The sequence below is a fragment of the Streptomyces sp. NBC_00328 genome, assembly GCF_036139655.1.
Lineage (GTDB): Bacteria > Actinomycetota > Actinomycetes > Streptomycetales > Streptomycetaceae > Streptomyces.
On record NZ_CP108013.1, the window covers coordinates 5,541,069 to 5,561,252 of the forward strand.

Genomic DNA, 20,184 nt, shown 5'->3' on the forward strand with positions numbered 1-20,184 from the left:
CCGAAGTGAGCACCCACGACCTTCCCCTCGCCGAGAGCGGAGGCTGCGGCGACGGCTGCGGCTGCGGCGCAGACATGGACGAGGCGTACATGGAGTGCGGCCTCGATCCCGCTCTGGCCCAGCTCCTCGCCGACGCCGGCCTCGACCCCCTGGAGGTCGAGGACATCGCGAACGTGGCGATCCAGGAGGACCTCGACCACGGCGTGGACGTGACGACGGTCGCGACCATCCCCGAGGACGCCGTCTCCACCGCGGACTTCACCGCCCGGGACGCGGGCGTCGTCGCGGGCCTGCGCGTCGCCGAGGCCGTCCTGTCCGTGGTCTGCACGGACGAGTTCGAGGTCGAGCGGCACGTCGAGGACGGCGACAGCGTCGAGGCCGGCCAGAAGCTGCTGAGCGTCACCACGCGCACCCGCGACCTGCTGACGGCCGAACGCAGCGCCCTCAACCTCCTGTGCCGCCTGTCCGGCATCGCGACCGCCACGCGCGCGTGGGCGGACGCCCTGGAGGGCACCGGGGCGAGGGTGCGGGACACCCGCAAGACCACGCCGGGCCTGCGCTCCCTGGAGAAGTTCGCGGTGCGCTGCGGCGGAGGCGTCAACCACCGCATGTCGCTGTCCGACGCGGCACTGGTCAAGGACAACCACGTGGTCGCCGCCGGCGGCGTGGCCGAGGCATTCAAGGCCGTACGGGAGATGTTCCCGGAGGTCCCCGTCGAGGTCGAGGTCGACACCCTGCACCAGCTCCGCGACGTCGTCGACGCGGGCGCCGACCTGATCCTGCTGGACAACTTCACGCCCGTCGAGTGCGAGGAGGCGGTCGCCCTCGTCGCGGGCCGTGCCCTGCTGGAGGCGTCCGGCCGGCTCACCCTCGCCAACGCCGGGGCCTACGCGAAGACGGGCGTCGACTTCCTCGCGGTGGGCGCGCTCACGCACTCCTCCCCGATCCTCGACATCGGCCTCGACCTGCGAGCGGCGGAGTAACCCCGGCCATGCTGCTGACCATCGACGTAGGCAACACCCACACGGTCCTCGGCCTCTTCGACGGGGAGGAGATCGTCGAGCACTGGCGCATCTCCACCGACTCGCGCCGCACCGCCGACGAACTCGCCGTGCTGCTCCAGGGCCTCATGGGCATGCACCCGCTGCTCGGCGAGGAGCTCGGCGACGGCATCGACGGCATCGCGATCTGCGCGACCGTGCCGTCCGTGCTGCACGAGCTGCGCGAGGTGACGCGGCGCTACTACGGCGATGTCCCCGCCGTCCTCGTCGAACCCGGAGTCAAGACGGGCGTGCCGATCCTCACGGACAACCCCAAGGAGGTCGGCGCCGACCGGATCATCAACGCCGTGGCGGCCGTCGAGCTGTACGGGGGACCGGCGATCGTCGTCGACTTCGGCACCGCGACCACCTTCGACGCGGTCAGCGCGCGGGGCGAGTACGTCGGCGGTGTCATCGCTCCCGGCATCGAGATCTCCGTCGAGGCGCTCGGCGTCAAGGGCGCGCAGCTGCGGAAGATCGAGGTGGCCCGGCCGCGCGCGGTGATCGGCAAGAACACCGTCGAGGCGATGCAGTCCGGCATCATCTACGGGTTCGCCGGCCAGGTCGACGGCGTCGTGAACCGGATGGCGCGCGAGCTCGCCGACGACCCCGAGGACGTCACCGTCATCGCCACCGGCGGACTGGCTCCGATGGTCCTCGGCGAGTCCTCGGTGATCGACGAGCACGAGCCGTGGCTCACGCTGATCGGGCTGCGTCTGGTGTACGAGCGGAACGTCTCGCGCATGTGAACTCCGCCCGCGTGACGCGGGCAGCCGGTACCGAAGGGGCCCCGCGTTTCGCGGGGCCCCTTCGGCTTCCCTTCCGGGGCGGAGTGGCGGCCGGCTTCCCTTCCGGAGGGGCGGCGGCCGGCTTCCGGAAGGGCGGCGGCCGGGCGCTCTTCCGGAAGCCGGAACGCGATTCCGCTCTCGCCGGGACAGGACGCGCCACATTTCTTCCGCTATGCGGATTTTGTCTGATTAGCACGTATCGTCGGCCCATGCCCACGCCCTACGGATCCCACGGCGGCATGGCGTTCGGCGCGGAGGAGCTGCGTGTGCTCCGTCGTGCCCTCGCCCTCGCCCTGCACCCCAGCCCCGTCTCGGCCGAGGACGTCCAGGACTGCCTCCGCCTCGCCGAGTCCCTCGACGAGGCGGCCCACGAGGGGACCAGGCTCCGGGCCTTCCTGCTGGCCGACCTCGCCCGCTACCGGGCCGCCCTGCCGGGCACCGTCACCGGCTACCTCCCCCTCCTGGAGGAGGCCCTCGCCTCCGGATACCGGCCGAACCCCGACGACCTCGCCGCACTCCGCGCGCTGCGCGGCAACCCCGCCGCCGCGGCTCTCCTGGAGCGCTGCCGGGTACTCGCCGAGCAGGACGTGCGGACCCGGCTCTCGGGCCGCGCGCTCGCCACGGTCCCCCCGTCCCGCACCCGTCTGCTGGCCCTGCCCGGCGGCCGCGCCGCCGAGGAACCCGACAGGAGGCCCGAGCCGGAACCGGGGCCCCGGCCGCCCGCCGGGTCGCCCCGCCCGGACCGGCCCATCCCCACCCCGGGCGAGGTCTTCCCGCCGCGGCGCAAGCCCGGCCCGCCCCCGGCCGACCCGCCGCAGCAGCTCGCGGCGGGCTAGCTACTCTGGGGGCATGGACTATGTCTCCGCGCTCGTGCCCCCGGTAGTGATGGCCGTGTTCTTCATCGGGCTCATCGTGACGATCGTGAAGAGTCAGGGCGGAGCCAACAAGGCCAAGGAGGACGGGGTCGTCGACGCCGCCCTCGCGCGCGTGGAGGCCGCTCAGCAGGCCTCGGCCCGCAAGGACGCCGGGGCCTGAGCCCCCGGCGGCCCCGCGCGGCTCCGGGCGAGCCCTCTCCGGCGCCCGCCCGCCCCGTGCCCGGCCGCGCCGTCGACGGCGTACGACTCGGACGTTTCCTGCGTCCTTCGAGTCGTACGCCCTTTTTGTTGGCCATCTCCCACTATTGTTCTGAACTGTGCCTCGCCCATTGGGAGAACTCGAAGACGCGGTCATGACGCGGGTGTGGAAGTGGAACCGCCCGGTGACCGTTCGGGAAGTCCTGGAAGACCTTCAACAGGAACGGTCCATCGCCTACACCACGGTGATGACCGTTTTGGACAATCTCCATCAGAAGGGCTGGGTCCGCCGGGAGGCGGAAGGCCGGGCCTATCGATATGAGGCGGTCTCCACACGGGCCGCGTACTCGGCGGCGCTGATGAACGACGCCTGGTCGCAGAGCGACAACCCCGCGGCCGCTCTCGTCGCCTTCTTCGGGATGATGAGCGAGGAACAGCGGGTGGCCCTCAGGGATGCCGTGCACATGGTGCAAGGGCCGGAACCGCAAGCCCCCGAAGCGTCCGAAAGGCCACCGGCGCCCGGGCCCTCCGGGGAGAACCCCGCCGCTGACGGGGACGCCTCCGGGCGATAGCGTCCGCTCATGTCAGCAGAGCATCCCGCGGAGGTTCCGGCAGGGCTTCCGGCGGAGCATCCCGAAGTCACCGCAAAAGCCGTCACCGTCCGGCGGGCCAGGACGAGCGATGTCGCGGCCGTACGAGGACTCCTCGACGCGAACGTGCGCCGCCGTATCCTGCTCGACAAAGCCACCGTCACCCTTTACGAGGACATCCAGGAGTTCTGGGTCGCGGAACGCGACGACAACGCCGAGGTGGTCGGCTGCGGCGCCCTGCACGTGATGTGGGAAGACCTCGCGGAAGTCCGCACTCTCGCGGTGAACCCCACGGTCAAGGGCCTGGGCGTCGGTCATCAGTTGCTGGAGAAGTTGCTCCAGACCGCCCGCTGGCTCGGTGTTCGACGGGTTTTCTGTCTGACCTTCGAAGTCGGCTTCTTCGCGAAGCACGGCTTCGTGGAGATCGGTGAGACACCCGTCGACACCGATGTGTACGCCGAGCTCCTGCGTTCCTATGACGAGGGCGTCGCGGAGTTCCTCGGTCTCGAACGAGTGAAACCGAACACCTTGGGCAACAGCCGGATGCTTCTGCATCTGTGATCGCGACCGGCTATTCCGGCGGAGTGCGCTGCCCACGTTCCCTATGTCCGAAACGCGCACGTTTCCGGGCGGGCGGAGTCCAGTGAGTCTCTGCCAGGGGTTTGTGTTTTTCCAGCAAAAGCGGTTTGCTTTCCGACGTACTGCAGTACTGCATATAACAAGGGACGGCGAAACGGCGGACGCCGCGGGACCCTCCTTGCCCTGAAGTTATCGATGAAAGGAAATCCGGTGGCACAGAAGGTTCAGGTCCTTCTTGTCGACGACCTCGACGGCGGCGAGGCGGACGAGACCGTGACGTTCGCGTTGGACGGCAAGACGTACGAAATCGATCTCACGACCGCCAATGCGGACAAGCTCCGTGGCCTTCTCGACGCGTACGTGAAGGGTGGCCGTCGTACCGGAGGCCGTGCTTCGGGCGGACGCGGAAAGGCCCGCGTCGCTTCCGGTGGCAGCCAGGACACCGCGCAGGTCCGTGCCTGGGCGAAGGAGAACGGCCTGGAGGTCAACGACCGCGGCCGTGTTCCCGCGTCCATTCGCGAGGCCTACGAGAAGGCCAACGGCTGAGCGGGCGCTTGCCGCAGCCTCACGCGGTGGCAGTGTGTCGCCATCGTCTGCACCAGTCGTACGAGATCGGGGGCGCCCCCAACGCCCCCGCCGACGGTCCCGCCGCCCAGCGCCGACAGCGTCGGCAACGCCGGCTCCACCGCGCGGCCGGGCATCGGGGGCCGCAGCCAGCGGGCGGCCCCTCGTGGGCCTCTCCGCGTCTCCGGACCGGCCGGGCGCCGGTCGCCGGGACGGGCTCGCGGGCCGTCTTCGGGCCGGCCTTCGGGCCGGGCCCCGAACCCGGCGGGCTGAGCGAGGGGACCCGGTGACGCCGGAGCCCCGGTATCCGGCGCCGCCGCGACGCCGGGATCCGGCGGCGGGGGAGCCTCGATGCTTCCGCCCGCGCCGATCGCCGTGAGATCCAGCGCGAGATTTCCCCACTCCAGCCAGTCGAGCAGCCCCGGCAGCTCCTCCGCGCTCCCCGCGGCCACCAGCAGCCGCATCCGCTCCCCGTGCAGGGCCACCGGAGAAGCCGGTCCCAGATGCCGCAGGGCCGGGAATCCCGCCTCCGCCGGCACCTCCAGGACGTCGAAGCGCAGCCCCGTGACCAGCCGTACCGGCAACCCGGGCACTGTCGCCCAGCCCAGTTCGTTCTCGTACCACTGACGTACCGGATCGACCGGATCACCCGGATCGGACGGCCGACGGGGGACAAGGACGGTGGGAACCATGCAAGGAGCAACCGCCAAAAGACCCCCGGAGTTACGCTGGGTGTTTCGGTGAGCGCACAGGGTGCCGGGAAAGGGGGCGTGCGGGAGCGTTTCGCCGGGCATGGATGTTCGCCCGTAGCGGAGGGAACCGGTGCGCGCGGCATGGACTGTCAGTGAGCACGGGTAAGACATGCCTAGTGGGAGGGACGACACGCAGGGCTCGGGCATCTCACGTTCGCCATCGGCGTACAGCGGGAGAGGGTATCTGCCTGGCCTGCGGGAACATCGTCTCGCACCATCAGGTTGGAGCAGATGTCGGCGTTCGGGGTCAGGAGGCCAAGGACGGTGTCGGCAGTTGGAATGAGCGGTCCCCGCTTGCGGGACTAAGCTGCGGAAGGACAGGGAGGGGAGCGTCCCCTTACTGCCTGACCGCTCTGAGGAGCGATTAACGATGTTCGAGAGGTTCACCGACCGCGCGCGGCGGGTTGTCGTCCTGGCTCAGGAAGAAGCCCGGATGCTCAACCACAACTACATCGGCACCGAGCACATCCTCCTGGGCCTGATCCACGAGGGTGAGGGTGTCGCCGCTAAGGCCCTGGAGAGCCTCGGGATTTCGCTCGAGGCGGTCCGCCAGCAGGTGGAGGAGATCATCGGGCAGGGCCAGCAGGCCCCCTCCGGTCACATCCCCTTCACCCCCCGTGCCAAGAAGGTCCTGGAGCTGTCGCTCCGCGAGGCCCTTCAGCTGGGCCACAACTACATCGGCACGGAGCACATCCTGCTCGGCCTGATCCGTGAGGGCGAGGGCGTCGCCGCCCAGGTCCTGGTCAAGCTGGGCGCAGACCTCAACCGGGTGCGGCAGCAGGTGATCCAGCTGCTCTCCGGCTACCAGGGCAAGGAGACCGCCGGCGCCAGTGGCGGTCCTGCCGAGGGCACCCCCTCCACGTCCCTGGTCCTCGACCAGTTCGGCCGGAACCTCACCCAGGCCGCTCGTGAGTCCAAGCTCGACCCGGTCATCGGGCGCGAGAAGGAGATCGAGCGGGTCATGCAGGTGCTGTCCCGCCGTACGAAGAACAACCCGGTGCTCATCGGTGAGCCCGGCGTCGGCAAGACCGCCGTCGTCGAGGGCCTCGCCCAGGCCATCGTCAAGGGCGAGGTGCCCGAGACCCTCAAGGACAAGCACCTCTACACCCTCGACCTCGGCGCGCTGGTCGCCGGCTCCCGCTACCGCGGTGACTTCGAGGAGCGCCTGAAGAAGGTCCTCAAGGAGATCCGCACTCGCGGCGACATCATCCTGTTCATCGACGAGCTGCACACGCTGGTCGGTGCGGGTGCCGCCGAGGGCGCCATCGACGCCGCTTCGATCCTGAAGCCCATGCTGGCCCGCGGTGAGCTCCAGACCATCGGTGCGACGACCCTGGACGAGTACCGCAAGCACCTCGAGAAGGACGCGGCCCTCGAGCGCCGCTTCCAGCCGATCCAGGTGGCGGAGCCTTCCCTCCCCCACACGATCGAGATCCTCAAGGGTCTGCGCGACCGGTACGAGGCCCACCACCGTGTGTCCATCACGGACGAGGCCCTGGTGCAGGCGGCGACGCTCGCCGACCGGTACATCTCGGACCGCTTCCTGCCCGACAAGGCGATCGACCTGATCGACGAGGCCGGCTCCCGGATGCGCATCCGCCGGATGACCGCGCCGCCGGACCTCCGCGAGTTCGACGAGAAGATCGCGGGCGTGCGCCGCGACAAGGAGTCGGCCATCGACTCCCAGGACTTCGAGAAGGCGGCCTCTCTCCGCGACAAGGAGAAGCAGCTGCTGGCGGCGAAGGCCAAGCGCGAGAAGGAGTGGAAGGCCGGCGACATGGATGTCGTGGCCGAGGTCGACGGCGAGCTCATCGCCGAGGTCCTGGCCACCGCCACCGGCATCCCGGTCTTCAAGCTGACCGAGGAGGAGTCCTCGCGTCTGCTGCGCATGGAGGACGAGCTCCACAAGCGGGTCATCGGCCAGAAGGACGCCATCAAGGCGCTCTCGCAGGCGATCCGCCGTACGCGAGCGGGTCTGAAGGACCCGAAGCGTCCCGGTGGTTCCTTCATCTTCGCCGGCCCCTCGGGTGTCGGTAAGACGGAGCTGTCGAAGACCCTCGCGGAGTTCCTCTTCGGTGACGAGGACGCGCTGATCTCCCTCGACATGTCGGAGTTCAGCGAGAAGCACACGGTCTCGCGTCTCTTCGGTTCGCCCCCCGGATACGTGGGCTACGAAGAGGGCGGCCAGCTCACCGAGAAGGTCCGCCGCAAGCCGTTCTCCGTCGTCCTCTTCGACGAGGTCGAGAAGGCCCACCCGGACATCTTCAACTCGCTGCTGCAGATCCTGGAGGACGGTCGTCTGACCGACTCCCAGGGCCGGGTCGTGGACTTCAAGAACACGGTCATCATCATGACGACCAACCTCGGCACCCGGGACATCTCCAAGGGCTTCAACCTCGGCTTCGCGGCCGTGGGCGACGTCAAGTCCAACTACGACCGGATGAAGGCCAAGGTCAACGAGGAGCTGAAGCAGCACTTCCGCCCCGAGTTCCTGAACCGTGTCGACGACACGGTGGTCTTCCACCAGCTGACCGAGGAAGACATCATCCAGATCGTCGACCTCATGGTCGCGAAGGTGGACGAGCGTCTGAAGGACCGGGACATGGGCATCGAGCTCAGCCCGAGCGCCAAGTCCCTCCTCGCGAAGAAGGGCTACGACCCCGTGCTGGGCGCCCGGCCGCTGCGCCGGACCATCCAGCGCGAGATCGAGGACATCCTCTCCGAGAAGATCCTCTTCGGCGAGCTCCGTCCCGGCCACATCGTGGTCGTCGACACCGACGGCGAGGGCGAGGCCAAGGCCTTCACCTTCCGCGGTGAGGAGAAGTCGGCGCTTCCCGACATCCCGCCGATCGAGCAGGCCGCCGGCGGCGCCGGTCCCAACCTGAGCAAGGAGGCGTGACCTCCGGGTCCGCCTGAAAAGGGGCTGCCCCGGGACTTCGGTCCCGGGGCAGCCCCTTTTTCAGGTCCCGGGGCAGCCCTTTCGGCCGGCGGGAGTCACAGGACGTTGTGGGTCGTGGTCGTCGTGTGTTCGCCCGGCAATTGACCCGAGAGTTGTTCCGGCACGGTTCCGGTGCCCGAAGTGAGGGCGAAATTGACCGTCCGCAGATTCGGCAGCAGGGCCCGGAGTCCGGAAAGGTCCTCGGTCCCCGCCAGTTTTCTCAGTTCCAGGTGTTCGACGGACGGCAGCGGCGGCGCCGACACGAGGGATCCGAGGGCGGCCCGGTGGATCCGCAGTTCCCTGAGCGCCGGCAGCGCGGTGACCTCGGACCAGTCGTCGGGGGTGAGTTCGCCGGGCTCCCGGCTCAGCCACAGGGTGTGCAGCGACCGCCAGTGGCGCAGCCCCCGCATCCCGGTGTCGCGGAGCACGTCCAGCCCGAAGCAGATGACTTCCAGCGGCGCGTCCGGGGGGAGGGTCTCGCCCAGTGACCGGCCCGTGAGCCGGTGTCCGACGTTCAGTTCCCGCAGCGAGGCCAGCCCGGCCAGACCGTCGGGGACCGGGGGCCGTCCCGAGTCGGACATCAGGTACAGCCCCCGCAGCGGCAGCTCCGCGAGCGGCGTGAGATCACCGATCCCCGTGCACCCATCGAGGTTGAGCTGCTCCAGCCGCCGCTGTGCCGTCAGGAAGCCCAGATCCCCCAGGCGGTTGTTGTGCCGCAGCATCAGCCGGGTCACCTGGTCCGGGAGCAGGCAGGTGCGCAGCTCCGCCGGGTCGATGTCTCCGACGATCTGCAGCCGGGGCCGGCCGCCCAGGTCGCGCAGCACATGGAGCTGGGCGGTCGAGTGCGCGGAGAAGTACAGGCCGGCCGGGTCCAGCCGGGCGATGATCTCGGACGCGTACCGCTCGGTGTCGAACCTGTGCCATCCCCAGGCGAGTTGGGCCCGCACGGACCGGGCCGGGTGCGAGCGGAAGCGCGCCAGTACGGGGATGGCGGCGTCGGTGCCGATCAGGGAGGCGGTGACGACGACGCCGTGGGCCTCGTCCTCGGTGAGGCCCTCCGGTCCGGGCAGCAGCTCCAGGACGAGGGGGCCCGCCTCGGCCAGGGCGCGGGCCTCCGCCGGCGTTCTCGGCGGGATGAGCGCGGCCGCGCCGCCCTCCACGGCGGCCCGCACCTCGGGCGCGAGCTGGGTGGCGTGTTCCAGCGAGGCGAGGGCGAGCAGCCGTACACGCGTCGCGGACGCCTCGTCGAGCCGTGCCGCCGCGCCGGTCATGGAGTCCAGCAGCTCGGCCCGTTCCCGTGGCCGGGCGTGGGCGACGGCCATCCGGATCACATCCGCCCACTGGGACTCCCCGGCGTTGCGCACCAGCAGCCCGAAGTCCCCGTCCTCCACGGCGGCCTTGGCGCCCAGGTAGTCCTGGAAGGTGCGGTGGACGAACTCGACGGTTCCCGGGGTGGGTTCACGGAGAAGGCCGCTGCGGACGAGGAGGTGGCGCAGGATCTGCGCGGCGTCGCCCTGCCTGGCGGCGGCCGGGAGGGAGGGCAGGACGTCGGCGACGATGCGTTCGGCGCGGGCGCGGTCCATCTCCGCCCGGTTGTTGCGGATCAGCCAGTAGGCGAGCCGTTGCAGGAGCTGGATCTGCGGAAGTTCCGTGAGGTGGATGCCGTCGTGACCGCTGCCCCGTACGAACATGTCGCGTTCCTCGTCGCGGCGCGACAGCAGCATGGAGAGCGCGGCGTCGTACAACTCCTGTCTGCCGTGCGGCAGATAGCCCCGCCGGTCCCGGTGCAGCGCGCAGATCAGACCGCACATCAGAGGGTTGGTGGCGAGGCGGCCGAGGTCCGGCTTGGTCCGGACGGCGTCGAGGAGGGAACGTTCGTAGCCGTCGAGGCGGTCCGTGTCGGAGGCGTCGAGGCGTGCCGCGGCGTGCCAGCGGCGGATGAAGGCGGCCACGTCGTCGCCGGTCATCGGCGAGAGGACGAGTTCGGTGAACCCGTCGGGCGCGAGCCAGTCCTCCCGTACGGCCGAGGGGCGGGACGTGACCAGCCACTGGTTGCCGGGGTAGGCGTCGAGGAGTTCGCGCAGCCAGCGGCGGGTGTGTTCGCGGTCACGTTCGGGGATCTCGTCGAGGCCGTCGACGAGCAGCAGTCCGCGCCCGTGGCCGAGCACCCTGTCGGTCCAGCCGTCCGGCTGGGCCGCGTGGAAGGGAAGCCGCACGGCGGACAGGAACGCGTCGGGGGCCGGAAGGCCCTCGGGGCGGCGGACGAGGGTGCGCAGCGGGAGGACGAAGGGGATGCGGTCTCCCCGCTCGCCGCGCGCCGCGGTCACCGCCAGCCACTGCACCAGCGTGGTCTTGCCGGAGCCGGCCACACCGCGCAGCAGGACGAGGTCCTGTTCCGACAGGGCCTGTTCGGCGGGCAGGGAAGCGGCCGCGGGGGCGATGCGCACACCGTCCGACGAGGCGGTCTCCTCGTCCTCCACCGGGCGTAAGGCCTGGAGGCTGAGGTAGGCGGCGTCCAGCGGCCAGCGTTCCGGGGAGTTGACGAGGTCGATGCCGTAGATGGTGAGGTGGCTGTGCCTGGTGGCGAGATGGGCGAGATAGCGCTGCTCGAAGGCCTGGTCCGTGCCGCCCGTCATGGGGGTGCGGGCGATCAGTTCGTCCACCTTGGCGATCAGTTCGCGCTGTCTGCGGCTCTGCTCCACGAGGGTGCGGGGGACAAACGCCGAGCGCTGGGTGAAGAAGTGCAGGATGTGGAGGCAGGCGGTGTCGAGCAGCCCCTCGTAGAACACGGTCGCGTCGAGGGACAGGTGCCGGTCGGGGTTCTCGGCGGCCGCGCGCAGCCGCAGGGCGAGCGCCCGGTGGCCGAGCTCGACCGCCTGGACGTCCGTCATGGTGAGGTCGCCCAGGGCGTGCAGCGTGGTGCCGAGGGCGTGGACGACGGCCTGTTCCTCGTCGGCGGGGAAGGGGCGCTCCCCGCCACGCAGCGCCCGCCCGACCAGGGCGGCCGACAGACGGGTCAGTTCCTTCTCTCCGACGGCCCGTTTCTCGCCCTTGAAGGAGACGAGCGCCGAGATCCGTACGGGCTTGTCCACGAGGCCCGCTCCCGGGCCCTCGGCCACGAAGAGCTTCCTGACCAGCGGCGCGGCCACGCTGGAGGCCAGGCGCGTGCCGACGGTTACTGGGTCCATGACGATCCCCCGGAGAGCGTTGAGCCAGGAGGACAACCGTATGTTCTGACAGCCGTTCGGCACAGGGGCGCCGGAGGCACCCGCGAAGGGCCGGCGAACGTCCCCAAGACCCTTGAAAACAGGGGCCGGCGGCGTAGCCCGCGTCACATTCGGGGGGTCCCGGATCCGGCCCCCCGGTGACATGAGGCACAGGCGTTTTGTCCGGTACTAGCGTGAGTAGTAGTTATGCGAAAACGGACAAAAAGGACCTTTGGCCCGGGGTGGGGAGGGCTGTCGGCAGGTCGTCCGGGCGGGTGGGCCGAGGGCGGGTCCAGCAAGGGATGCGCAGGCCTGAAGTGGGGTTAAACCCTGCTTTCCGGGCCAAAGGGGCAAGATCCCTTGCCGAATGTCCGAGGTGTCAAGGTTCAGGAAGTTTGGGGATGAAGTACTACTTCGCACCGTAGATGGGGGGTTTGAGTGCGGCTGGGGGCGCGGGTTACCAATGAATGGCCAACACGGCAGCAGGCAGTTCGCCGGAGTGGTTGCTCAGTCCCTTGTCCCCGTCTCCACGAGGTATTCATGTCGAAGCGCGTCACGTCCCGCAAGTCCCTTACGTCCATGGCCCGCACCAAGGCGGCCGTTCTGACCGTCGGTCTGGGAGCCTCGGTCGTGCTGGGCGCAGGGGTCGCGACCGCCGCCGAAACGGGCGTCAGCACCAGCGCCACCGTGACCGCGGCCAACGCCGTTCACACCCAGGCCGCCGCTCAGGCCAAGGCCGCCGTCGCGAAGAAGACGGCCGCCACCAAGGCGGCTGTCGCCAAGAAGGCCGTGGCGAAGAAGAAGGCCGCCTCCTGGATCGACCCGGTCGCGAAGTACTCCCTGTCCGCCAGCTTCAACCAGGCGGGCGGCATGTGGGCCCACAAGCACTCCGGCCAGGACTTCGCCGTGCCGACGGGCACCAACGTCATGGCCGCCCACGGTGGCACCGTCGTCAAGGCGGGCGGCAACGGCGCCGGTGACGGTCCGGCGTACGGCAACGCCGTCGTCATCAAGCACGCCAACGGCACGTACTCGCAGTACGCCCACCTGTCGCGCATCGATGTGAACGTCGGGCAGGTCGTCTCCACCGGTCAGCACATAGCCCTTTCCGGCAACACCGGTAACTCCAGCGGCCCGCACCTGCACTTCGAGATCCGTACGACCCCCAACTACGGTTCGGCCATCAACCCCGTGGCGTTCCTTCACACCATGGGCGTCAAGGTCTGACCCGCCCGCGCCGGTGACCCGGCGCGCAGCGCCGGAGAGCGGAACCAGAAGCGGAGCCCCGCCGCCGGAGACGGCAGCGGGGCTCCGCTTGCGTGCGAGGGGGCGGCGCCAGGAAACTCTGCTCGCCGGAGCCGGCCCGGGCGGCCTGTCGTCCGGATCATGCGGCGGGACGCGGGCCACCTGATCCGAGCGGCAGACCCTAGGAGGCTCCGCCCCCGTGGGCCTGGGTCACCAGGTCGATCGCGACCTCCAGGACGGCCTTGCGCTTGTCCTCGGGGTCGCCTTCGACGTCTTTGAGCACGAACATTCCGGCGTGCATCGTGAAGAGCGCGCTGATGCAGCGGACCTGGTCGGTCAGCGGCGACTCGGGCTCCTTGATGATCTCCAGCATGCTGATCATGCGGTCCTTGAAGGTCTCGCCGATGCTCAGCTCGCGAACCGTCGCCTGGTTCTCCTGCATGAAGCGGAAGAGCGGGGACGCGCCGCCGAGTGCCTCGCTGTAGCGGCGCAGCACCTCCTGCTTGGTCTCCAGGCTGTGCGGCTGCTGCCTGCCCCACTCGATCAGCTCGTCGAGCGGCCGCGTCAGATCCTGGAAGAGGCTGATCAGGATCTCTTCCTTGGTCTTGAAGTGGTAGTAGAGCGCGGCTTTGGTGACATCGAGGTGCTCGGCGATCTCACGCAGCGAGGTCTTCTCGTAACCGTGCTCGGAGAACAGTTCGAGAGCGACGTCCTGGATGCGCTGCCGGGTGTCGCCCCGGCGCTGCCGCTTGATGCCGTCCATGGTGCCGCCCATCCTCGTACTCCTCGCGCTCCCTGGAAACTTACCTGTCGACCGGCTGGTAAAACTAGTGTTTCTTACTTGACGCCCGGCTAGTTGCGAAGCTATTTTCCTGAGTGTAGTCAACTTGCCGGTCGGCAAGTAAGTAGCCGGACGGCGGCAGAAGTACTCAGGGGAGTGGAAGCGATGGCGGACAAGACGAAAGCGGCCGAACCGGCCGTGGAGCAGACCGGGAAACCGGCCGAGGGCGAGAAGCGGCAGCGCAGCGTACGCGTGGTCCTGCTCGCGCTGATGCTCACGATGATGCTGGCGATGCTCGACAACATGATCGTCGGCACGGCCATGCCGACCATCGTGGGTGAGCTCGGCGGACTCGAACACCTTTCCTGGGTCGTGACGGCGTACACCCTCGCCACCGCGGCCTCCACCCCGATCTGGGGCAAGGTCGGCGACATGTACGGGCGCAAGGGCGCCTTCATGTCGTCGATCGTGATCTTCCTGATCGGCTCCGCGCTGAGCGGCATGGCCCAGAACATGGGCGAGCTGATCGGATTCCGGGCCATTCAGGGTCTCGGCGCCGGCGGTCTCATGGTCGGCGTCATGGCGATCATCGGCGACCTGATCCCGCCCCGTGAGCGCGGCAAGTACCAGGGCATGATGGCCGGCATCATGGCGCTGGCGATGATCGGCGGTCCGCTGATCGGCGGCACCATCACCGACAACTGGGGCTGGCGCTGGTCCTTCTACATCAACCTGCCGCTCGGCGCGGTCGCGCTCGCCGCGATCAGCATCGTCCTGCACCTGCCGAAGAAGCGGTCCGAGACGCGCATCGACTACCTCGGCGCCGTGCTGCTGACGATCGGCATCACCTCCATCGTCCTCGTCACCACCTGGGGCGGCACGGAGTACGCCTGGTCGTCCGCGCGGATCATGGAGCTCATCGGCCTCGGTGTCGCCGCGCTGGTCGGGTTCGTCTTCTGGCAGACCAAGGCCGCCGAGCCGATCCTGCCGCTGCACATCTTCCGCAGCCGCAACTTCACCCTGATGTCGATCATCGGCTTCGTCACCGGCTTCGCCATGTTCGGCGCCACGCTGTTCCTGCCGCTGTACCAGCAGGCGGTGCAGGGCGCGTCCGCGACCAACTCCGGTCTGCTGCTGCTGCCCATGCTGGGCGCGATGCTCGTGACGTCGATGGTCGCCGGCCGGGTCACCACCGCCACCGGCCGCTACAAGATCTTCCCCGTCCTCGGCGGTGTGCTGATGGTGATCGGCCTCTACCTGCTGTCGACGATGGACACGGACACCACCCGTTTCATGTCCGGCGTCTACATGGCCGTCCTCGGCCTGGGCATGGGCTGCCTGATGCAGGTCACCATGCTGGTGGCGCAGAACAGCGTGGAGATGAAGGACATGGGCGTCGCGTCCTCCTCCTCCACCCTGTTCCGTACGCTCGGCTCGTCGTTCGGTGTCGCCGTCATGGGCGCGCTGTTCAACAACCGCGTCAAGGACGTCATGGCCGAGAAGGCCGGCGCGCTGGGCTCGAAGATCACCGAGCAGTCCCCGCAGCTGGACGCGGCGAGCCTGGCGAAGCTGCCGGCGGCGGCGCGCGAGGCCTACCAGCACGCGGTGTCGGCCGGTACGCACTCGGCCTTCCTGCTGGGCGCGTCGGTGGCCGTGATCGTGATGATCTCGTCGGTGTTCGTCAAGGAGGTCGCCCTCAAGGGGGCGGGCGCGCCCAAGCCCGGCGAGGGCGGCGCGTCGGACGAGGCACCCCAGGTCCAGCTAGCCGAGCCGGTCTGACCTGATCGCGGGGCCGGCCCTGCCGGCCCCTGAACTCCTCACACCGAAGGCCCCCGGCGTTGTCCGCCCCGGGGGCCTTCCTCTGTGCCCGGTGACGGTCGCACCGAGGCGGCGAGGACAGGCCCGGCCGGGGGCCGTCTACTTCCCGGACGCCGGCAGCATCGGATGGCTCCCCGTGTTCGTCGGTGCGTGTTCCGGCAGCCACAGCACCGCGACCGCGCCCTCGGCGGGCACGCTCTCCGGGGCCCCGGCGGGCCGTACGTTGCGGAAGGTCAGCCGTGCGCCGAGCACCCGGGCCTGGCCGGCGGCGATGGTGAGGCCCAGTCCGTGGCCGTCGCCCGCACGGTCGGTGCTGCCGGTGCGGAAGCGGCTCGGCCCCTCGGCGAGGAGCTTCTCGGGGAAACCGGGGCCGTGGTCGCGGACGCGGATGACCCGGCCCTCGACGGTGACCTCGATCGGCGGCCTGCCGTGCCGGGCCGCGTTCGCCAGGAGGTTGAGTAGGACGCGCTCCAGACGGCGCGGGTCCGTCGTGACCTCGGACTCGTGCACCACCCGCACCTCGACGTCCGCACCCTTGGCGGCGATCCGCCGGGCCACGAACTCGCCGAGCATGAGGTCCTGCAACTCGGCCCGCTCGGAGGCCCCGTCGAGCCGGGCGACCTCCAGGACGTCCTCGACGAGCGTGCGCATGGCCTGCGCGCGGTCCCGTACGAGCTCGGTGGGGCGGCCGGGCGGCAGCAGTTCGGCCGCCGTGAGCAGCCCGGTCACCGGGGTGCGCAGTTCATGGGCGATGTCGGCGGTCACCCGGCGCTCGGCCTCGATGCGCTGCTGGAGCGCGTCGGCCATGGCGTCCACGGCCCGTGCCAGGTCGTCGGTCTCGTCGAGCACGACACCGCCGATCGCGTCCCGCACCCGGACGTCCGGTTCCCCCTTGGCGACCCGGTTCGCCGCGGCCGCCGCCTTGCGCAGCCGGCGCGACAACTGGCCGCCGATCAGCACACCGAGCGCGCTGCCGCCGAAGACGACCGCGATGGAGCCGATGATCAGCGCCTGGTCGAGGTCCTTCATCACGTCCGCGTTGCGGTCCGTGAACCGCTCGTGCCAGGACAGCACCTGGCCGTTCCTGAGCGGTACGGCGGCCCAGATGTCCGGCACGCCGTTGGAGCTGTCGGAGACGTAGGTCGCCCGCCGCCCCTGCGAGACCTTCACCATCAGGTCCGACGGAATGGAGGGATCGTCTATCTTCGCCCCGAACGACGGCGGCCGGCCCGGCCCGTACATGCGCTCGGCGAGCTGGATGCGCTCGTCGGCGAGGTCGCGCGAGTTGTCCAGCATCGAGACGCGGGCCGCGTTGTGCACGACCAGGCTCAGTGCGACGGCGACCAGCGCGCCGACCAGGGCGATCGCGGTGCTGAGCTTCCAGCGGATGCCGGTACGGATGCTCGTACCCGAATCCGTGCCCCGGTCTATCCCGATGCCGATGCCCCGGCCCTTTACCGCGCCGGGTCTCCTGCCCCCGCCCCCGCCGAGAACCTCGCCCCGGCCGGCATCCGACCCGGCACCGACCCCCTCGCGCGACCCCGTGCTCATGCCGACCCCCGGTTCCGCACGGCCGCCCGGAACCGGTCCCCGCCCCGCGGCCGAAGGGTTCCCCGCAGCAGCGGAACGCTGAAATTTCCCCCGCATGGTGTGCTCAGGCCTTCAACTTGTAGCCGAAGCCGCGGACCGTCTCGATACGGTCCTGGCCGATCTTCGTACGCAGCCGCTGCACATGGACGTCGACCACCCGGGTGTCCCCGCCCCAGCCGTAGTCCCACACCCGTTCCAGCAGCTTGTCGCGGCTCAGCACCGTCCCGGGCGCGGACGAGAACTCCAGGAGCAGCCGCATCTCGGTGGGCGTCAGCGCCACCGGCGTACCGCCCCGGGTCACCTCCATGCCCTCGGTGTCGACCTCCAGCTCACCGAAGACGAGCACCCCGCCCTCCACCGGAGCGGCCCCCTCGCCCGCGCCCGCGCCGCCGCTCGCGTGCCCGAAGCGGCGCAGCACCGCGCGGATACGGGCGACCAGCACGGCGCCGTCGAAGGGCTTGGTCACGTAGTCGTCGGCGCCGGCCTCCAGGCCGAGCACGACGTCGATCGAGTCGGCGCGCGCCGACAGCATGATGACCGGCACGGTCGACTCGTCGCGGATACGGCGGCACAGCGACACACCGTCGAGCCCGGGGACCATCACGTCCAGCAGGGCGATGTCGGGACGGTCGGCGCGGAACGCCTCCAGGCCCGAGAGCCCGTCGGGCATGGCCGTGACCGCGAAGCCGACGCGCTCCAGGGCGAGTTGTGTGGCCTCGCGGATGACGTTGTCGTCCTCGACGAACAGGACGTGGGTCTGCTCTGCCATCCGGCTGCTCCGCCCGTTCTCAGTTCGCGTCCGGGGCGGGCGAAACGGAGCCGCCCACCGCGTTGCTGTAGTCGTTGTGGATCCTGGACTGTTCGACGAAGCGTGTCGAGGACCAGCCGTAGGTGATCACTTCTTCGCTGGACGGGTACGACACCGGGTCGCCCTTCTCGTACAGCTGCTGGGTGACCACCAGATCGCCCCGGTCGATCTCGGCGTAGACCGGAGGCTCCTCGGCCTTGAAGACATTCTGGTACCGGCCGTTCTGCTGGCGATAGACGTAGCTGCCGACACCCACGGCGTCGGCGCAGGTCATCACGTTGATCACGATGTCGTTCGCGGAGCCGCCGGTCAGTTCCCCGTATGACACGTCGACCGGGTACTCGTCGGCGACGCACGGCTTCAGGTCGCGCTTGACCGCCGCGCTGACCGCGGGATCGTCCTTGACGAGCTTGACCGCGTCCACGCGCTTGGGGGTCTTGGCCGGCGAGCCGGAGACGACCGGCTTGATGCTGCCCTTGGCGACCGCGTCGCTGCCCGCCGGACCCTCGTCGCGCGCACCGGTGCCGCCGGTGGCGCACGCGGTCACGAAAAGGCCGAGGGCGGCGAGCCCGGCCGCCGCCGAACTCCCCGCCTTCAGGGCCGTTCTGCCCCGGACTCCTAGGCCGCGCAACGCTCCCGCTCCTCACGTTCGAGCGCGCGGGCGTCCAGGTCGCGGCTCTCCAGCTCCTCGCGGAGCCGGGCCAGCGCCCGGTGCAGCGTGCTCTTGACCGTTCCGGCCGACATGCCGAGCGCGGCGGCCGTCTCCTCCGTGGACATCTGCTCCCAGTGTCGCAGCACCACGACACTGCGCTGCTTGGGTGCCAGCACCTTCATGATGTCCATCAGCAGCGCACGGTCCGCGTGCTGTTCGGTGGCGTCCTCCACACACGCGTCCGGCAGTTGCTCGGTGGGCACCTCCTCGAGCTTGCGGGCCCGCCACCACTCGGTACGCGTATTGATCATCACGCGGCGCAGATAGGCGTCGGCGAGACGCTTGTCCGCGATGCCGTCCCAGCGGCCGTATGTCCGCACGAGCGCGGTCTGGAGCAGGTCCTGGGCGTCGACCGGGTCGGGGACCAGACGGCGCGCACTGCGCAGCAGCGCGTCCTGCCGGGTCCGGACGTACTCCTCGAATTCGAGCACCTCGCCCTGCGCCATGATCAACCGCCTCCGTCCCCGTTTCCGGCCTGCCTGCTGCCGGTTCTCCCGTTGCCTGCGAACCACCGCTCCCGTGCCGCCGGTCGGGCGGCACTCGCTGCGGTACGGCACTGAAGCTACGGAGCCGTTGTCACGGGGTTGTCCGAGACAGCCTGCGGCCAGCACTCGGCTGTCCGTCGGTTGTGTAACGGCTATGGAAACGGGGTAGGAGAACGTGGCTCTATGACCCGGTTGATTCGGTTATGACGTCTGCTCTAGGTGAGGGGCAACCGATACAGACCGCCGGGGAGCGGCTCGACCAGTCCGTCGGCGACGAGTCCGTCGAGCGCGCGGCCCCGCTGCACCGGCTCGTCCCACACCCGGTCCAGCGCGGTCCCCGGAACCGGCACATGCGTCTCCCGCAGGACGGCCAGCAGCTTGCCGCGCACCTGGCGGTCCGTGCCCGCGTACGTCTGCCCCTTGCGCGGCGGTCCGTCGTGCTCCGGCTTGCCGGCCAGCCGCCAGGCGCACTGCGCGGCGATCGGGCAGCGGTGGCACGTCTCGTTCCTCGCCGTGCAGACCAGCGCGCCGAGTTCCATGGAGGCGGCGGCCCAGCGCGCCGCCGTGCTCTCGCTCTCGGGCAGCAGGGCGCGGGCGAGCTTGCGTTCGGCGGCCGTGGTGGCGTTCGGCGGGTACTGCACGCCGGTGACGGCTCGGGCGAAGACCCTGCGGACGTTCGTGTCCAGGACGGGATGACGCTGGCCGTACGCGAACGACGCGACCGCCGCCGCCGTGTACTCCCCGATGCCGGGCAGCGCCAGCAGCTGCGTGTGATCGGTCGGTACGTCGCCGCCGTGCCGTTCCGCTATGGCCACCGCGGCGCCGTGCAGACGCAGGGCGCGGCGTGGATAGCCGAGCCGTCCCCAGGCCCGGACCGCCTCTCCGGGCGCGTCCTTCGCCAGATCGGCGGGGCGCGGCCAGCGGGCCAGCCACTGCTCGTAGACGGGCAGGACGCGGTTGACGGGGGTCTGCTGGAGCATGAACTCGCTGACCATCACCGCCCAGGGGCCGGCATCGGGATGCCGCCAGGGCAGATCGCGGGCGTGCTCGTCGAACCAGGCGATGACGGGGGTGTGGAGGTCCTCGCCGGTGGTGTTCCGGGTGGGCCCGGTGGGCTTGGTGGATGCAGTCATGGCGATGTCGATCCTGCCATGCGGCGGTGCGGATGCGGGGACGACGCCGGGGGCGGGCGGTGGTGAAAGACCGCACCCGGTG

General features: G+C 70.0%; 18 protein-coding genes. 10 read left to right on the forward strand and 8 right to left on the reverse strand.

Features of this window, described 5'->3' with window-relative positions:
- The first annotated feature begins 5 nt into the window (after positions 1 to 5).
- The 7 genes from nadC to OG485_RS24325 all read left to right on the forward strand — a co-directional run bounded on the left by nadC (position 6) and on the right by OG485_RS24325 (position 4,616).
- Positions 6 to 983 carry a carboxylating nicotinate-nucleotide diphosphorylase gene (nadC, locus tag OG485_RS24295; protein ID WP_328670682.1) on the forward strand — a complete coding sequence of 326 codons (978 nt, stop codon included), beginning with the start codon at positions 6 to 8 and terminating at the stop codon, positions 981 to 983.
- An 8-nt stretch (positions 984 to 991) separates the two neighbouring features.
- Positions 992 to 1,789 (forward strand): type III pantothenate kinase, encoded by a 798-nt coding sequence (locus tag OG485_RS24300; protein ID WP_326786315.1) that lies wholly within the window; start codon positions 992 to 994, stop codon positions 1,787 to 1,789.
- A gap of 248 nt (positions 1,790 to 2,037) precedes the next feature.
- The gene (locus OG485_RS24305) at positions 2,038 to 2,664 is read left to right on the forward strand and encodes a hypothetical protein (RefSeq protein ID WP_328670683.1); all 627 of its coding nucleotides are present in this window, start codon (positions 2,038 to 2,040) and stop codon (positions 2,662 to 2,664) included.
- A gap of 13 nt (positions 2,665 to 2,677) precedes the next feature.
- Complete coding sequence (locus tag OG485_RS24310) at positions 2,678 to 2,863, forward strand: hypothetical protein (protein ID WP_326786314.1); 186 nt, start codon at positions 2,678 to 2,680, stop codon at positions 2,861 to 2,863.
- A 157-nt stretch (positions 2,864 to 3,020) separates the two neighbouring features.
- Complete coding sequence (locus OG485_RS24315; RefSeq protein WP_328670684.1) at positions 3,021 to 3,473, forward strand: BlaI/MecI/CopY family transcriptional regulator; 453 nt, start codon at positions 3,021 to 3,023, stop codon at positions 3,471 to 3,473.
- A gap of 9 nt (positions 3,474 to 3,482) precedes the next feature.
- Positions 3,483 to 4,052, forward strand: coding sequence for an amino-acid N-acetyltransferase (locus OG485_RS24320; RefSeq protein ID WP_328449725.1), 570 nt, complete (start codon positions 3,483 to 3,485; stop codon positions 4,050 to 4,052).
- Positions 4,053 to 4,280: 228 nt separating this feature from the next.
- Positions 4,281 to 4,616 (forward strand): histone-like nucleoid-structuring protein Lsr2, encoded by a 336-nt coding sequence (locus OG485_RS24325; protein WP_326786311.1) that lies wholly within the window; start codon positions 4,281 to 4,283, stop codon positions 4,614 to 4,616.
- Here the strand turns inward: OG485_RS24325 and OG485_RS24330 are convergent.
- Positions 4,595 to 5,326: an SCO3374 family protein gene (locus tag OG485_RS24330; protein ID WP_328670685.1), complete on the reverse strand. Its 732-nt coding sequence runs from the start codon at positions 5,324 to 5,326 to the stop codon at positions 4,595 to 4,597. The genes OG485_RS24325 and OG485_RS24330 overlap by 22 nt on opposite strands.
- A gap of 430 nt (positions 5,327 to 5,756) precedes the next feature.
- On the opposite strand from OG485_RS24330, the gene OG485_RS24335 reads away from it, so the two are divergent.
- Entirely contained in the window at positions 5,757 to 8,285 is a 2,529-nt protein-coding gene (locus OG485_RS24335) for an ATP-dependent Clp protease ATP-binding subunit (protein ID WP_328670686.1), read from the forward strand.
- Positions 8,286 to 8,380: 95 nt separating this feature from the next.
- Here OG485_RS24335 and OG485_RS24340 read toward each other — a convergent pair whose 3' ends face one another.
- Positions 8,381 to 11,512 carry an NACHT domain-containing protein gene (locus OG485_RS24340; protein WP_328670687.1) on the reverse strand — a complete coding sequence of 1,044 codons (3,132 nt, stop codon included), beginning with the start codon at positions 11,510 to 11,512 and terminating at the stop codon, positions 8,381 to 8,383.
- A 558-nt stretch (positions 11,513 to 12,070) separates the two neighbouring features.
- Between OG485_RS24340 and OG485_RS24345 the strand changes: the two genes are divergently transcribed.
- Positions 12,071 to 12,757: a M23 family metallopeptidase gene (locus OG485_RS24345; RefSeq protein WP_328670688.1), complete on the forward strand. Its 687-nt coding sequence runs from the start codon at positions 12,071 to 12,073 to the stop codon at positions 12,755 to 12,757.
- A 199-nt stretch (positions 12,758 to 12,956) separates the two neighbouring features.
- Here the strand turns inward: OG485_RS24345 and OG485_RS24350 are convergent, their stop codons facing one another.
- Complete coding sequence (locus OG485_RS24350) at positions 12,957 to 13,550, reverse strand: TetR/AcrR family transcriptional regulator (RefSeq protein WP_328670689.1); 594 nt, start codon at positions 13,548 to 13,550, stop codon at positions 12,957 to 12,959.
- Between the two features lie 171 nt (positions 13,551 to 13,721).
- Between OG485_RS24350 and OG485_RS24355 the strand changes: the two genes are divergently transcribed.
- Positions 13,722 to 15,335: an MDR family MFS transporter gene (locus OG485_RS24355; protein WP_328670690.1), complete on the forward strand. Its 1,614-nt coding sequence runs from the start codon at positions 13,722 to 13,724 to the stop codon at positions 15,333 to 15,335.
- Positions 15,336 to 15,473: 138 nt separating this feature from the next.
- Here the strand turns inward: OG485_RS24355 and cseC are convergent, their stop codons facing one another.
- From cseC to OG485_RS24380, 5 genes are all read right to left on the reverse strand, one after another.
- Entirely contained in the window at positions 15,474 to 17,021 is a 1,548-nt protein-coding gene (gene cseC / locus OG485_RS24360) for a two-component system sensor histidine kinase CseC (protein ID WP_443048752.1), read from the reverse strand.
- Positions 17,022 to 17,028: 7 nt separating this feature from the next.
- The gene (gene cseB / locus OG485_RS24365) at positions 17,029 to 17,733 is read right to left on the reverse strand and encodes a two-component system response regulator CseB (protein ID WP_328670692.1); all 705 of its coding nucleotides are present in this window, start codon (positions 17,731 to 17,733) and stop codon (positions 17,029 to 17,031) included.
- Between the two features lie 19 nt (positions 17,734 to 17,752).
- Positions 17,753 to 18,403, reverse strand: a complete 651-nt coding sequence (locus OG485_RS24370; RefSeq protein WP_328670693.1) for a hypothetical protein — start codon at positions 18,401 to 18,403, stop codon at positions 17,753 to 17,755.
- Positions 18,391 to 18,930 (reverse strand): SigE family RNA polymerase sigma factor, encoded by a 540-nt coding sequence (locus OG485_RS24375; RefSeq protein WP_328449706.1) that lies wholly within the window; start codon positions 18,928 to 18,930, stop codon positions 18,391 to 18,393. The genes OG485_RS24370 and OG485_RS24375 overlap by 13 nt, the downstream gene beginning before the upstream one ends.
- A gap of 254 nt (positions 18,931 to 19,184) precedes the next feature.
- Complete coding sequence (locus tag OG485_RS24380) at positions 19,185 to 20,102, reverse strand: A/G-specific adenine glycosylase (protein WP_328670694.1); 918 nt, start codon at positions 20,100 to 20,102, stop codon at positions 19,185 to 19,187.
- Positions 20,103 to 20,184: the final 82 nt, after the last annotated feature.

Bases quoted from the DNA above. Each gene is read 5' to 3' on its own strand.
- OG485_RS24300 (WP_326786315.1), top strand. From the start codon at position 992: ATGCTGCTGACCATCGACGTAGGCAACACCCACACGGTCCTCGGCCTC.
- OG485_RS24305 (WP_328670683.1), top strand. From the start codon at position 2,038: ATGCCCACGCCCTACGGATCCCACGGCGGCATGGCGTTCGGCGCGGAG.
- OG485_RS24310 (WP_326786314.1), top strand. From the start codon at position 2,678: ATGGACTATGTCTCCGCGCTCGTGCCCCCGGTAGTGATGGCCGTGTTC.
- OG485_RS24320 (WP_328449725.1), top strand. From the start codon at position 3,483: ATGTCAGCAGAGCATCCCGCGGAGGTTCCGGCAGGGCTTCCGGCGGAG.
- OG485_RS24330 (WP_328670685.1), bottom strand. From the start codon at position 5,326: ATGGTTCCCACCGTCCTTGTCCCCCGTCGGCCGTCCGATCCGGGTGAT.
- OG485_RS24335 (WP_328670686.1), top strand. From the start codon at position 5,757: ATGTTCGAGAGGTTCACCGACCGCGCGCGGCGGGTTGTCGTCCTGGCT.
- OG485_RS24340 (WP_328670687.1), bottom strand. From the start codon at position 11,512: ATGGACCCAGTAACCGTCGGCACGCGCCTGGCCTCCAGCGTGGCCGCG.
- OG485_RS24345 (WP_328670688.1), top strand. From the start codon at position 12,071: ATGTCGAAGCGCGTCACGTCCCGCAAGTCCCTTACGTCCATGGCCCGC.
- OG485_RS24350 (WP_328670689.1), bottom strand. From the start codon at position 13,550: ATGGGCGGCACCATGGACGGCATCAAGCGGCAGCGCCGGGGCGACACC.
- OG485_RS24355 (WP_328670690.1), top strand. From the start codon at position 13,722: ATGGCGGACAAGACGAAAGCGGCCGAACCGGCCGTGGAGCAGACCGGG.
- cseC (WP_443048752.1), bottom strand. From the start codon at position 17,021: ATGCGGGGGAAATTTCAGCGTTCCGCTGCTGCGGGGAACCCTTCGGCC.
- cseB (WP_328670692.1), bottom strand. From the start codon at position 17,733: ATGGCAGAGCAGACCCACGTCCTGTTCGTCGAGGACGACAACGTCATC.
- OG485_RS24375 (WP_328449706.1), bottom strand. From the start codon at position 18,930: ATGGCGCAGGGCGAGGTGCTCGAATTCGAGGAGTACGTCCGGACCCGG.
- OG485_RS24380 (WP_328670694.1), bottom strand. From the start codon at position 20,102: ATGACTGCATCCACCAAGCCCACCGGGCCCACCCGGAACACCACCGGC.